At 64.0% G+C, this 12,730-nt stretch carries 10 protein-coding genes; 9 read left to right on the top strand and 1 reads right to left on the bottom strand.

Annotated elements, in window-relative coordinates; all coding sequences use genetic code 11:
- Positions 1-23 precede the first annotated feature (23 nt).
- A complete protein-coding gene (locus KHO31_RS01785; protein ID WP_201073369.1) occupies positions 24-1,163 on the bottom strand; it encodes a regulator in 1,140 nt (379 codons plus the stop codon).
- Between the two features lie 68 nt (positions 1,164-1,231).
- Between KHO31_RS01785 and KHO31_RS01780 the strand changes: the two genes are divergently transcribed.
- The 9 genes from KHO31_RS01780 (at position 1,232) to eno (ending at position 12,657) form a co-directional block, all read left to right on the top strand.
- Positions 1,232-1,528, top strand: coding sequence for a hypothetical protein (locus KHO31_RS01780; RefSeq protein ID WP_201073367.1), 297 nt, complete (start codon positions 1,232-1,234; stop codon positions 1,526-1,528).
- A gap of 308 nt (positions 1,529-1,836) precedes the next feature.
- Entirely contained in the window at positions 1,837-3,090 is a 1,254-nt protein-coding gene (locus tag KHO31_RS01775) for a lipoprotein-releasing ABC transporter permease subunit (RefSeq protein ID WP_201073365.1), read from the top strand.
- Entirely contained in the window at positions 3,083-3,826 is a 744-nt protein-coding gene (gene lolD, locus KHO31_RS01770) for a lipoprotein-releasing ABC transporter ATP-binding protein LolD (protein ID WP_201073363.1), read from the top strand. The genes KHO31_RS01775 and lolD overlap by 8 nt, the downstream gene beginning before the upstream one ends.
- Before the next feature lie 47 nt (positions 3,827-3,873).
- Positions 3,874-4,662, top strand: coding sequence for a TatD family hydrolase (locus tag KHO31_RS01765; RefSeq protein WP_201073361.1), 789 nt, complete (start codon positions 3,874-3,876; stop codon positions 4,660-4,662).
- Positions 4,663-4,783: 121 nt separating this feature from the next.
- On the top strand, positions 4,784-7,528 hold the full coding sequence (locus KHO31_RS01760) for a DNA internalization-related competence protein ComEC/Rec2 (protein WP_211622581.1): 2,745 nt from the start codon (positions 4,784-4,786) through the stop codon (positions 7,526-7,528).
- Between the two features lie 106 nt (positions 7,529-7,634).
- A complete protein-coding gene (locus tag KHO31_RS01755; protein ID WP_201073357.1) occupies positions 7,635-8,438 on the top strand; it encodes an alpha/beta fold hydrolase in 804 nt (267 codons plus the stop codon).
- 243 nt (positions 8,439-8,681) lie between these two features.
- Positions 8,682-10,349: a CTP synthase gene (locus KHO31_RS01750; RefSeq protein ID WP_201073355.1), complete on the top strand. Its 1,668-nt coding sequence runs from the start codon at positions 8,682-8,684 to the stop codon at positions 10,347-10,349.
- Positions 10,346-11,200 carry a 3-deoxy-8-phosphooctulonate synthase gene (gene kdsA / locus KHO31_RS01745; RefSeq protein WP_211622579.1) on the top strand — a complete coding sequence of 285 codons (855 nt, stop codon included), beginning with the start codon at positions 10,346-10,348 and terminating at the stop codon, positions 11,198-11,200. Before KHO31_RS01750 ends, kdsA begins: the two co-directional genes overlap by 4 nt.
- A gap of 173 nt (positions 11,201-11,373) precedes the next feature.
- Positions 11,374-12,657 carry a phosphopyruvate hydratase gene (gene eno, locus KHO31_RS01740; RefSeq protein WP_042322785.1) on the top strand — a complete coding sequence of 428 codons (1,284 nt, stop codon included), beginning with the start codon at positions 11,374-11,376 and terminating at the stop codon, positions 12,655-12,657.
- Positions 12,658-12,730 lie beyond the last annotated feature (73 nt).

The following is a 12,730-nucleotide window of genomic DNA, read 5'->3' as shown; positions in this document are numbered from 1 at the left end:
AAGGCCGTGGATCATTCGATAGGTCATTCGATGAAAAGCGAGGCGAGCACGCGCCGCCGCCAGAATTTGCGCAGATCGCCGCGCGTGACCGTGAGCGTCACCGAGCCGGTGTCGCCGCACAGCGTCAGGCCGAGTTCGCCGAGCTGCCCCGACTGCAACGCTTCCAGCGCCGGTTCGAGCCAGTCGGTCTGCAACGCGGCGAAGGCGTCATTCCAGCGCGCCCAGTCCTGCTGGATGTAGGGCGCGGAGAAGGGATCGAGTTCGACCAGCGTGGCGCTGTTGGCGTCGGCGTTTGTGTTGGCCGCGGACGACCCGCCCGAAGCGCCACCCGAACCCACCGCCGGTAGTGCCGCGAACGAGGTCGGCGCCGCCGCGGTTGCAACGCCGGCCGTCATGGCGAGACCGCGTGTGGCCGCCGCGTCGGAGAACACCCGCGCGAACGGGCTCTTGACTGGCTGTGCCGCGCCCTGCGCGTGAAACCAGATCGAGTTGACGGCCGGCAGGCCACGTGCCTCGCGCGCTTCATTGATGGGATGCTCGAACCACGCCATCTGCACTTCGTTCTGCAGCTTCATCCAGGCGCGGGAACGCTCGCCGGAATGGGCCTCGTGCGGCAGCCAGATTTCAATGTTGCGCCCGCTTGCGCGCAACGGCGACGCCCCGGCCAGCGTGCCGAAGCCGTCGCCCGACAAATACCAGCGTGTGGGCTTCGGCGCTTCGATTCGCACGCCGAGCTCCTCGATCAAGGGCTGGGCGACCGCCAGCAGCACGCTGGCTTCGTCATCGGACAATTCGAGCGAGGCCGGATCGATCAGTATCAGATGGTCGTGCGCGATGCGCACGTGCACCGGTTGCACGCAGGCCCACGTGGCATTGCCGGGCTCGCCGCCGTCGGCGCGCAGCATGTACGGGGCAAGCGGCGCTTCGTCGGCGGCCGCCGCGCCGCTGGGTAGCGCGCCGAACTGGCGCGCCACCCAGCGCTCGTGCGGCAGCGTGCGCTGAAAATCTTCGCCGATCACCCGTTCGACCAGCGTCGCGCGGGCGATCAGCCGGTCGAGGGCCGGACTCTGGATGTCGTGCAGGGCGGTGGAGGCGTCCGCTGCGGCGGGCAGCGCGAAGGGCAGGAGAAGATGAAGACGGTTGGCGTGCATGATGCTGCGCATTGTAGGGCAAAGAGTGCGAGTATTCAGACCATATCGGCGGATTCGGACATCGCACCCGAACCCCGTCGATGGCAGCAGCCGAGCGCGGCGGCACCGCGCACATGACGAGGGAGACCGGCATGCCGCGTGAACTGAAAACCGAGCAGGAACTGCTTGGATTGGTCGTGCAAGCGCTCGACGCCAATCCGGCCACGGCTGGCTGGATTCCGACCGGATTCCACGAGACCGTCGAAGACGAGGAAGGCTGCAACTGGGATATCACCCACCTGCATCGCGACCGTAAAGACGCGGAAGTTCGCGAAGTCGCGACCAGCCAGGCGGCCGGGATCATCAATGATCTGAGGAGCCGCTACAACTTGCGCTAGGGTGCTGGCCGCGAGCTCCGTGTGCAATGCCTTTGCGCGGGGGCGCGGCATTGTATGGCAAACTTCGCGCTTGATTGACGGCAGTGGCAGCCCCGGTGGGGCGGCGGCTTCGGTGGCGCGGGGTTTGCTGAGAGCCCCGAGCTGAGGGTCCCGAGGCCAACGGAACGTCATACCGGAACCATCCGGGTTGCCGCGACACCAATGATCACGATGCTCAGGCCGCATGACAGGGGCGACAACTGCAAGTTGCCGCCGTCATGTCCTGCAAAAGGCCCGGGAGCAGACGAAGAACGCAGAAAAGGATTCGCTTGAAATTTCCCTACGAATGGCAGATTGGCTGGCGCTACACCCGCGCCGGCAAACGCACGACCGGTAACGGCTTCATTTCATTCATCGCGCTGGTCTCGATGTCGGGCATCGCGCTCGGCGTCGCGGCGCTGATCGTCGTGTTGTCCGTGATGAACGGTTTCCAGAAAGAGGTGCGTGACCGGATGCTGTCAGTGCTGGCGCACGTCGAAATCTTTTCGCCGACCGGGTCGATGCCCGACTGGCAGTTGACCGCCAAGGAAGCCCGCCAGAACAAGGAAGTGATCGGCGCGGCGCCGTATGTCGACGCGCAGGCGTTGCTCACGCGCCAGGACGCCGTGAGCGGCGTGGCGCTGCGCGGCGTCGAACCGACGCTCGAGCCTGAAGTTTCCGACATCGGTAAGGAAATGAAGGGCGGCAAGCTGACCGACCTCGTGCCGGGCGACTTCGGCATCGTGCTGGGCGCGGACCTCGCCACCAATCTCGGCGTAACGGTCAACGACAAGATCACACTGGTTGCGCCTGAAGGCACGATCACGCCCGCCGGCATGCTGCCGCGGCTGAAACAGTTCACGGTGGTGGGCATCTTCGAGTCGGGGCATTACGAATACGACAGCACGCTCGCGCTGATCAACATCAAGGACGCAGAGGCGCTGTTCCGGCTATCCGCGCCGACCGGCGTGCGGCTGCGGCTGACGGACATGCAGCGGGCGCCGGAGGTCGCGCATCAACTGGCGCGCAGCCTGTCTGGCGATCTGTACATCCGCGACTGGACCCAGCAGAACAAGACCTGGTTCTCGGCGGTGCAGATCGAAAAACGCATGATGTTCATCATCCTCACGTTGATCATCGCGGTGGCGGCGTTCAATCTGGTGTCGTCGCTGGTGATGACGGTGACCAACAAGCAGGCCGACATCGCGATTCTGCGCACACTCGGCGCGCAGCCCGGCTCGATCATGAAGATATTCGTGGTGCAGGGCGTGACGATCGGCTTTATCGGCACGGCGACCGGCGTCGCGCTCGGCTGTCTGATCGCGTGGAGCATTCCGTGGCTCGTGCCGATGATCGAACATCTGCTCGGCGTGCAGTTCCTGCCGCCGTCCGTGTATTTCATCAGCGAACTGCCGTCCGAACTGATTCCCGCCGACGTGGCGCGGATCGGCCTCATCGCGTTTGCGATGTCGGCGCTGGCGACCCTTTATCCGAGCTGGCGTGGTGCGAAAGTCCGTCCTGCGGAGGCACTGCGCTATGAATGACCGTTCCACTAGCGTATCCATGGCCTCTGAAGACACCGCGCTGCATCCCTATGTGCTGGAAGCAACCGGCATTTCGAAGGCGTTCGTGCAGGGCGGCCTCAATGTGCAGGTCCTCAACAACGCACAACTGAATGTCCGGCGCGGCGAAAAGCTGGCGATCGTCGGCGCGTCGGGTTCCGGCAAGAGCACGCTGCTGCATGTGCTCGGCGGTCTCGACGATCCGAGCGCGGGCCATGTCTCGGTGATGGGCAAGCCGTTTACGAAGCTCTCCGAGCGCGAGCGCAACGACCTGCGCAATCGCGCACTCGGTTTCGTGTACCAGTTCCACCATCTGCTGCCGGAATTCACCGCGCTCGACAATGTCGCCATGCCGCTGCGGATTCGCCGCATGACGACCGAAGCCGCGCGGCGCGAAGCGCTCGCGGTGCTGGAGCGCGTCGGTATGGGGCATCGCGCGAAGCATCGTCCGGGTGAGCTGTCGGGCGGCGAGCGTCAACGTGTCGCGATCGCGCGGGCGCTGGTGACGAAGCCCGCGTGCGTACTCGCCGACGAACCCACCGGCAATCTGGACGGCGGCACCGCCGACACCGTGTTCAACCTGATGCTCGAACTGTCGCAAACGTTCGATACCAGCTTCGTGATCGTCACGCACGATCCGGAGCTGGCCGGACGTTGTGACCGGATCATGCGGTTGCGCGATGGCGTGTTGCACGAAGAACTGCCGGTGCCGGTCTAATCACCGCGCGGAACGTGAGCGATGCTCTGCCGCTAGCGAGGCGCGCCATGTGGATCGATACGCACTGCCATCTCGACGCTTCGGAATTCAACGCCGACCGCGACGAAGTCGCTCATGCGGCGCGTCAAGCAGGTGTGGGGCGGATCGTGATTCCGTCGGTCGGCCGCGAGAATTTCACGACGGTGCGTGAACTCGCGCACCGCGTCGACGGCGGCGCGTATGCACTCGGCATCCATCCGCTCTTCACGCCGGGCGCAGAGGAGCGCGATCTCGAACTGCTGCGCATGGAAATCGAGGCGAGTCTCGACGATCCGCTGTTCGTCGGCATCGGCGAGATCGGCCTCGACTATTTCGTCGAAGGTCTCGACGATGCGCGCCAGCAGTTCTTCTATAACGGTCAACTTCAACTGGCGCGCGAATTCGATCTGCCGGTGATTTGCCACGTGCGCAAATCGCAGGATCAGGTGATCAAAGGGCTGCGGCGGCATCAGATTCATCGCGGCATCGCACACGCCTTCAACGGTAGTTTCCAGCAGGCTCAGGCGTATATCGACCAGGGCATGCATCTCGGCTTCGGCGGCAATCTGACCTTCGAGCGGGCGCGGCAAATCCGTCGACTTGCCGGGCAATTGCCGTTCGACGCGCTGGTTGTCGAGACCGACGCGCCCGACATCGCTCCTTCCTGGATGTATAAGCAGCGCAACTCGCCAGACCAGATTCCGGCCATTGGCGCGGGTCTCGCGCAACTGCGCGGCATGACCGCTGACGAAGCCGCCCTAGGCACAACGGCTAACGCGCTCGCCGCGCTGCCGCGGCTCGCACTTTCCTCTGCATAATTGAACGCGATGGTTTGAGTGGTTCGCGCCGGGCGGAACACACGCCCGGCGGGCCTGCTGACGCCTGCTCGCTGTGCGTTGCGCTGTCCGGCGTTTGCTGGGCGGAAGGTGCGGAGGGCGGATGCGGGCATGGTGGGGCGGGTTTGCGTTGGGGGTGATCTGGCTGCAGCGGCAGGCGGCGTTGCCGGATTGGGGTGTGTGGTGCGGGCTGGTACTGGTTGGGTGCGTTGCGATTCCTATAGCGGCATGGGGCTTGCGTCGCGGTGCTTCTGTGATCGCGGACGCCCATGGGGTAGTTGTAAGGTCGCGCGCGTGCCGCGTCTTGTTCAGCGCACGCGTGCGTTCATGGGTCGGTTGGGGGGCGTTGTGGATTGCGGCCTTATGTGCGGGCTTTGGTTATGCCGCCTGGCGTGCTGAAACGCGACTCGCGGTGAGCTTGCCGAGCGCCTGGGAAGGGCGCGATATCGACGTCGTTGGCAGTATCAAGGGGCTGCCGTCACGCGATGAAAAGGGCGCACGTTTCCTATTCGAAGTCGAGTCAGCGGATGCGCCGATTGCCGTTTTTCCGCGTGTGATTCAACTGTCTTGGATTGCCGACGATGCGCCCGCACCGTCGCTCGAACCGGGCGCGCGCTGGCGTCTGAGCGTGCGGCTCAAACGCCCGCATGGCAATGCGAATTTCGGGGTGCGAGATGCCGAAGCCGGTTTGCTCGCGCGCAATGTGCGCGCCACCGGCTATGTGAGTACACCGGCTCACGCGGTGCGTTTGCCGGGCAATGCGCGTGGCGTCGGCGTGACGGTCGATCGCTGGCGCGCCGCGCTGCGTGCGCGCATCAACGCGGTGCTCGCCGGCGCACCGCATCGTGGGATCGTGGTGGCGCTCGCGATCGGCGCGCAGGATGAAGTCAGCGCGGCCGACTGGCTGCTGATGCGCGGCACGGGCACAAGTCATCTGGTGGCGATTTCGGGCTTGCATATTGGCTTTGTCGCGGGCCTTGCGGCGTGGCTCGCCGGTGCGGTGTGGCGGCGCTCGGGGTTCATCGGTCGCAACTGGCCGTTGGTGCTGCCCGCGCAGGTCGTCGCGGTGACGGCCGGCGCGTTGTTCGCCGGGTTGCATGCGGCGTTGGCCGGTTTCAATGTGCCTGCGCAGCGTGCGCTGTGGATGGCGGGTGTGGTGGCGCTTGCGTTTATCAGCGGGCGTAACGTCGCCCGATCGGTGGTGCTGGCGTGGGCGTTGGGGTTGGTGCTGCTGATTGATCCGTGGGCGGTCGTATCGGCGGGATTCTGGCTGTCGTTCTGTGCGGTGGCGGCGATTCTGTTCGCGATGTCGGGACAGCCCCGTGTGCAGGATCATGAGCAGCGTCGCGACGAAGAGGACGAAGGCGGCGTGACACCGACAAGGCTCTCGCGCCTGTGGTCCGGTCTGTGCCGCCGCATTCGCGCTTTCGGTGAACGCCTGCGCGGTGCCGCGCATGTGCAGTTCGCGGTGACCGTTGCGCTTGCGCCGCTCACCGTCTACTGGTTCGCGCAGATTCCGTTGATTGGCCCGCTCGCGAATGCCTTCGCGATTCCATGGGTGAGCCTGTTGGTGACGCCGGCGGTACTGGCGGGCGTCGCGTTGCCCGCGCCATTTGATGTCTACACCTTTCGCACCGCTCACGCCTTGCTCGACCTGCTGGCCACAGGCCTCCAGATGTTGTCCGGTCCGGCGTGGACGCTCTGGCGATTGCCGCAACCAGGCGCGTGGACGCTCGCCGCGGCGGCGGTCGGCGTGCTCTGGTGTCTGGCGCCGCGTGGCTGGCCGCTGCGCTGGGCCGCGCCGCTCACGTGGCTGCCGCTTCTGATGCCGGCGCCGCCCGGCCCTCCGTATGGCAGCTTCCGTCTGACGGCGCTCGACGTTGGGCAAGGCACCTCGGTGCTGGTCGAAACCGCGCATCACGCACTGCTGTTCGACACCGGACCGGGGCCGGAATCGACGCATGCGGGCGAACGGGTTGTCGTGCCGTTTTTGCAGGCGCACGGCGTCACGGCGCTCGATACGCTGATTATCAGCCACGCCGACTCCGACCACTCGGGCGGCGCACCGGCTGTACTGGACGCGATCGAGGTACGTCAAATGGTGGCGGCATTGGCGCCGGCGAATCCGCTGTGGTTGAACGCCAGGCAACGCGGCGCGGACACGCTGCCCTGTGCGGCGGGACAGCGCTGGCAGTGGGACGGCGTCGAATTCGCGATGCTCTGGCCGGATGCCGGACCGCTGCAAGGCAAACCGAATGCGCATTGCTGCGTGTTGCGGGTGAGTACACTGCCTGCTGAGGTGAGTCTGCCCGCCATGGCGAACCCGTCTGATGCGGAGCGCATGTCGCTTGCACAGGCCAGCGTGGGTGCAGGGAGCATACAGGCCGGCAACGGTCAAACGGCGCCGCCGCGCATGACAGCCTTGCTGACGGCGGACATCGAAGCGCCGACCGAACGTATCCTGCTCGCGCGGGATCGCGAGGCGTTGCGTGCCCAGGTGCTGATCGTGCCGCATCATGGGAGCAAGACCTCGTCGACCGAGCCGTTCCTCGATTCTATCGACCCGCTCGTCGCGCTATTTCAGGTAGGCTATCGCAACCGTTTTCATCATCCGAATGCAGGCGTGTTTGAACGTTACACGGCACGGCGCATCGAGCTTGCGCGCAGCGATGTGGACGGTGCGGCGCGGGTCGAGGTGAAGCCGGCTTTCAGCCCCGGCCTCAACCCGCACATCGGACGCGAGGGAGGCTCCGGCGTGAGTGCGGAAGCCGGCCCGGGCCTGAACGGCGCCGCACTGACGCTCGAGCGCTATCGCGACACGCAGCGCCGCTACTGGATGGATCGATGATGGATTGCCGGCCGCATAGATAGAACAAACGCGCCGCCGGGCCCGGAGCCTGCACGACAAGTCAGAACCCGGCCCGCGCGCCAAAACAGAACGGAGATAGCCGCAGTTGAAAAACATCATCCACTTCTCGCACGCGAATGGTTTCCCTGCGTCGACGTACCGGACGATCTTCGCTGAACTCGCCGACGACTATGAGCTGCGCTCCATCGAGCGCATCGGTCACGACGCGCGCTATCCGGTTACGCAGGACTGGCCGCATCTGGTCGAGCAGCTGCTCGATGACGTCGGCCGGTCGTATGAGCAGCCGGTGTGGCTGGTCGGCCATTCGCTGGGCGGTTATCTGTCGCTGATGGCCGCGCTGAAAAAGCCGCAGTGGGTGAGGGGCGTGGTGATGCTCGATTCGCCCGTGATCGCGGGGTGGCGCAGTAGCATGCTGCGGGTCTCGCAATGGACCGGACTCGACGAGCGTCTGTCGCCCGCGGCGGCAACCCGCACGCGCCGCACGCAGTGGGCGAGTCGCGAGGAGGCGTGGCGGCATTTCCACTCGAAGCCGGCGTTCGCGCGCTGGGACGAGCGGATGCTGTCCGACTACATCGACTTTGGCATCCCGCAGAGCTCGCCCGATGGCGCCCGGTCGCTCGCTTTCGACCGGCGCACCGAGTATCAGATCTACAAGACCTTGCCGCATACGCTTGGGCCCCGCCTCGCGCGCGGGGCGCCGGTGCCGGTGGGGTTCATCGCCGGCACGCGTTCAAAGGAGGTGCGTCAGGCGGGTCTGGAAGCCACGCGCCGCGCGGCGAGCGACCATGTGGAATGGATCGAAGGCAGCCATCTGTATCCGATGGAAAAACCGCTCGAAACCGCGCGCGCGGTGCAGCGGATGTTGCGCGAACTGGAGCGGGGGGCTTAAGGCCATGCGCTGTGCGGCGCGCGAGTTCGCTGGCGCGGTGGCCTGCTTGTTAGAAGCGCCGCTGCGGTAACGGTGGCGGCGCGGCCCGCCAAAGTGATTGGGCACCGCAGCCAAAAACGGTGCATGATCGGCGCGCGGCGGTTGCCGCCGGCGCGGCATACTGTCGTGCGGATGTCGCCAGGATTTTGCTGGGTTGAGACCCTGCTTTACGGTATAATCCGTTTTTCCCGCGAGCATCCAGCGATGACCAAATATGTTTTCGTCACCGGCGGCGTAGTATCTTCCCTCGGCAAGGGTATTGCCGCCGCTTCCCTCGCCGCGATCCTCGAATCGCGCGGTCTTAAAGTCACCCTCCTCAAGCTCGATCCCTACATCAACGTCGACCCCGGCACGATGAGCCCGTTTCAACACGGCGAAGTGTTCGTGACGGAAGACGGAGCGGAGACTGACCTCGACCTCGGCCACTATGAGCGCTTCATCAGCACGAAGATGCGCAAGGCCAACAACTTCACCACGGGCCAGATTTACGAATCGGTGATCCGCAAGGAACGCCGCGGCGATTATCTGGGCAAGACGGTGCAGGTCATCCCGCATATCACCAACGAGATCCAGGCGTTCATCGAACGCGGCGCGGCTTCCGCGACGTGCGGTGAGCCGGACGTTGCGATCGTCGAAGTGGGTGGCACCGTGGGCGACATCGAATCGCTGCCGTTCCTCGAGGCTGCGCGTCAGATGAGCCTGCGCATGGGCCGCAACAGCGCGTGCTTCGTGCACCTCACGCTGGTGCCCTGGGTCGCCACTGCAGGCGAATTGAAGACCAAGCCTACCCAGCACAGCGTGCAGAAGCTGCGTGAAATCGGTATCTCGCCGCACGTGTTGCTGTGCCGCGCCGACCGCCGCATTCCGGACGACGAGCGCGCGAAGATCTCGATGTTCTCGAACGTGCCCGAAGACGCGGTGATTTCCGTGTGGGACGCCGACAGCATCTACAAGATTCCGCAGATGCTGCACGACCAGGGTCTGGACGCGATCATCTGCGAAGAGCTCAAGCTCACGCCGAAGCCGGCCGATCTGTCGATGTGGTCGAACCTCGTCGAAAAACTCGAACATCCCAAGCACGAAGTCACGATCGGCATGGTCGGCAAGTATGTCGATCTGACCGAGTCGTACAAGTCGCTGATCGAGGCGCTGCGCCATGCGTCGATGCATACGTCGACCAAGGTCAACATCGAGTACATCGATTCGGAAGAGATCGAGACGCAAGGCGTCGAGAGCCTCAAGCATCTGGATGCAGTGCTCGTGCCGGGTGGCTTCGGCCGTCGCGGCACCGAAGGCAAGATGGCCGCGATCCGCTATGCACGCGAAGCGAAGGTGCCGTATCTCGGCATCTGCCTCGGCATGCAACTGGCCGTGATCGAATTCGCCCGCGACGTGGTCGGCCTGAAGAACGCGAACAGCACCGAGTTCGATCAGGAAACCGAGAACCGCGTGGTCGCGCTGATCACCGAGTGGTACGACCGCGAAGGTAAGGTCGAGAAGCGCACCGAAGAATCGGATCTGGGCGGCACGATGCGCCTCGGTTCGCAGCGTTGCCCGATCAAACCCGGCACGATGGCCGAAGAGATCTATGGCAAGGATGTGAACGAACGCCATCGTCACCGTTATGAGGTCAATAACCGTTTCGTGCCCCAGCTCGAAGCCGGTGGCCTTATCATCAGCGCCCGTACCCCGAGTGAAGATCTGCCGGAAATGATGGAATTGCCGCGCAGCATGCACCCGTGGTTCGTTGGTGTGCAGTTCCACCCGGAATTCACGTCCACGCCGCGTGACGGTCATCCGCTGTTCAAGTCGTTCGTCGAAGCGGCGCTCGCGCATCATCTTCAGTTGTCGGGCGTCGAGGAGAAAGCATGAAACTGGGCGATTTCGAAATCGGGCTCGACAAGCCGTTTTTCCTGATCGCAGGCACCTGTGTTGTCGAATCGGAACAGATGACGATTGACACAGCCGGCCGGCTGAAGGAAATCTGCGCGAAGCTGAACATTCCGTTCATCTACAAATCGTCGTACGACAAGGCCAATCGCAGCAGCGGCAAGTCGTTCCGCGGTCTGGGCATGGACGAAGGTTTGCGCATCCTGTCGGAAGTGAAACGTCAGCTCGGTTTGCCGGTGCTGACCGACGTGCACGCCGAGCACGAGATCGAGCAGGTTGCGTCGGTGGTCGACGTCCTGCAAACGCCTGCTTTCCTGTGCCGTCAAACGGACTTCATCCACGCTTGCGCGCGTTCGGGCAAACCGGTCAACATCAAGAAGGGCCAGTTTCTCGCACCGCATGACATGAAGAACGTGATCGACAAGGCGCGTGATGCGGCGCGTGAAGCGGGTCTCTCGGAAGATCGCTTCATGGCCTGCGAGCGCGGCGTGTCGTTCGGCTATAACAACCTCATGTCGGACATGCGTTCGCTTGCGATCATGCGCGAAACCAACGCGCCGATCGTGTTCGACGCGACTCACTCGGTGCAGTTGCCGGGCGGGCAGGGCACGAGCTCGGGCGGTCAGCGCGAATTCGTGCCGGTGCTGGCGCGTGCCGCGGTTGCTGTCGGCGTGTCGGGTCTCTTTATGGAAACTCATCCGAAGCCTTCGGAAGCCAAGTCGGACGGCCCGAACGCGGTGCCGTTGCATCGCATGGCCGATCTGCTCGAAACGCTTGTTACGCTCGATCAGGCCGTCAAGCGCGCGCCGTTCCTCGAAAGCGATTTCAACTGATTCAGGTGTTCGCGGCGTGTCACGATTGCCACGCATAATCGGCTCAGTCGGCACGCGGCGAATGCACGCAATGGTCGTCGAAAGCATCAGGGCGCACGTAGTTTGCTGGGGAGACCGGCACGGCCCGGTGCAGTGTCACAGTAAAGAATTCAACGTCATTTCTTGAGGAAACCATGAGTGCTATCGTAGATATCATCGGTCGAGAGATTCTCGATTCGCGAGGCAACCCCACCGTCGAATGCGACGTGCTGCTCGAGTCGGGCACGATGGGCCGCGCTGCGGTGCCGTCGGGTGCGTCGACGGGCTCGCGCGAAGCAATCGAACTGCGCGACGGCGAAGCCGGCCGTTACGGCGGCAAGGGCGTGCTGAAGGCTGTCGAGCACATCAACACCGAAATCTCCGAAGCGATCATGGGCCTCGACGCTTCCGAGCAGGCCTTCCTCGACAAGACCCTGCTGGAACTCGACGGCACCGACAACAAGTCGCGCCTTGGCGCGAACGCGATGCTGGCCGTTTCGATGGCCGTCGCGAAGGCTGCTGCTGAAGAAGCCGGCCTGCCGCTGTACCGCTACTTCGGCGGCTCGGGCGCAATGCAACTGCCGGTGCCGATGATGAACATCGTCAACGGCGGCGCGCACGCCAACAACAGCCTGGATATCCAGGAATTCATGATCGTGCCGGTGAGCCAGCCGACCTTCCGCGAAGCACTGCGTTGCGGCGCTGAAGTGTTCCACGCGCTGAAGAAGATCCTGAGCGACCGCGGCATGAGCACGGCAGTGGGCGACGAAGGCGGCTTCGCGCCGAACTTCGGCAGCAACGACGAATGTCTGTCGACCATTCTGCAGGCCATCGAAAAGGCAGGCTACCGCGCCGGTGAAGACGTGCTGCTGGCACTCGACTGCGCCGCGAGCGAGTTCTACCACGACGGCAAGTACCAGTTGGCGGGCGAAGGCCTGCAACTGTCGTCGACGGAATTTGCGGACTACCTGGCGAACCTGGCCGACAAGTTCCCGATCGTCTCGATCGAAGACGGCATGCATGAAAGCGACTGGGCCGGCTGGAAAACGCTGACCGACAAGCTCGGCAAGAAGGTGCAACTGGTGGGCGACGATCTTTTCGTCACCAACACGCGCATCCTGAAGGAAGGCATCGAGAAGGGCATCGCCAACTCGATCCTGATCAAGATCAACCAGATCGGTACGCTGACGGAAACCTTCGCGGCGATCGAAATGGCAAAGCGCGCCGGCTACACGGCTGTGATCTCGCACCGCTCGGGCGAAACCGAAGATTCGACGATTGCGGATATCGCAGTCGGCCTGAACGCCGGTCAGATCAAGACGGGTTCGCTGTCGCGTTCAGACCGCATCTCGAAGTACAACCAGTTGCTGCGCATCGAAGAAGACCTCGGTGATATCGCCAGCTACCCGGGCAAGTCGGCGTTCTACAATCTGCGCTAATGGCTTGTTTGCTAGCGCCGACCGATGAGCCGGTTATCCTTCGTTTCTGATTGACCCCGCCGCCCTGCGTATA

This window comes from Paraburkholderia domus, from assembly GCF_905220705.1.
In the GTDB taxonomy this organism is placed as follows: Bacteria; Pseudomonadota; Gammaproteobacteria; order Burkholderiales; family Burkholderiaceae; genus Paraburkholderia; species Paraburkholderia domus.
The sequence above is the reverse complement of the archived record's forward strand: the minus strand, read 5'-3'. Positions and strand labels throughout refer to the sequence as shown.